We start from the raw sequence: 1,000 nt of genomic DNA, 5'->3' as shown, positions 1-1,000 counted from the left end.
TTATATGCGTCATCAACAAAATCGATCTCGGACTCAGCACACTGCACAGAAAGCTCGTAGAGATGGTGACGGTCAGCCAACTCGGCCATCGTCGACCTTTTTTTACTTTTTTTGTTCAGTTTTTTGGCCATACTGAGATCTACACTTGATCAGAAGAAAAAACAGATAGCGAACTATACTTTAAAGTAAAGGTGATGTGTGAGAGGAGAAAGAGAGTGGGCATAGCGATTACATTGAGAGAGTTTCTGGAGAGCCACGACACCGATTACGAAGTCATTGATCACCGGCGGACTCACTCGACTTTGTGGACATCGGAAGCAGCACATATTCCGGGTGACAAGATGGCAAAGTCGATACTACTGGGTGACGATGAAAGTTATCTGATGGTGGTTATCCCTGCTTCCCACAGGTTGGAGCTTAGGGAATTGAGTGATATGACTGGCCGGGATCTGGAGCTTATCGACGAGCAGGAGTTAACTGAGGCCTTTGCCGACTGTGAGCCGGGGGCGGTGCCACCTGTTGGCAAGCCCTACGGTATTGAGACTTTGGTGGAGAAGTGTCTGGTTGATCAGCCAGACGTCTTTTTTGAGACGGGTGACCATACAAAGGTTATCCATGTCAGCGGTGCCCAGTTCCGTTCCCTGATGGATGATGCGCAGCCTTCCAGGCTTAGCAATCACTTGTAAGAGATCCGGGTTATTTTGATTTGCGTCTGATGCCGATCTGGTTTAACCTTGCGCCTCCCAAATCGGGAGAGGTGTCCGAGTGGCTGAAGGAGCACGCCTGGAAAGTGTGTGTACGTTAACCCGTACCGAGGGTTCGAATCCCTCCCTCTCCGCCATATAATCAATGAGTTAGCAGTCTATCGTGTCTAATTTTAGGGGTGTTTTGGGGCTGTTTGGGCTCCAGTTAGACACGATTTTTTCGTTCAATACGGACCCTCCAACGGTCTAGGGTGATACGAGTAGGTGCGTAAAGCCGTGCTGGCAACCCTAGCGGA

Annotated in this window: 1 protein-coding gene and 1 tRNA gene; both read left to right on the top strand. The window is 49.5% G+C overall.

Annotated elements, in window-relative coordinates; genetic code table 11:
* Nucleotides 1–215: 215 nt before the first annotated feature.
* Nucleotides 216–686, top strand: coding sequence for an aminoacyl-tRNA deacylase (locus tag G9Q73_RS18980; protein WP_177421536.1), 471 nt, complete (start codon nt 216–218; stop codon nt 684–686).
* A 65-nt stretch (nt 687–751) separates the two neighbouring features.
* Nucleotides 752–841, top strand: a tRNA-Ser gene (locus G9Q73_RS18975).
* Nucleotides 842–1,000 lie beyond the last annotated feature (159 nt).

The sequence above is a fragment of the endosymbiont of Lamellibrachia barhami genome (genome assembly GCF_011947365.2).
Taxonomy (GTDB): domain Bacteria; phylum Pseudomonadota; class Gammaproteobacteria; order Chromatiales; family Chromatiaceae; genus QGON01.
This window is presented reverse-complemented; position numbering and strand designations above follow the sequence as displayed.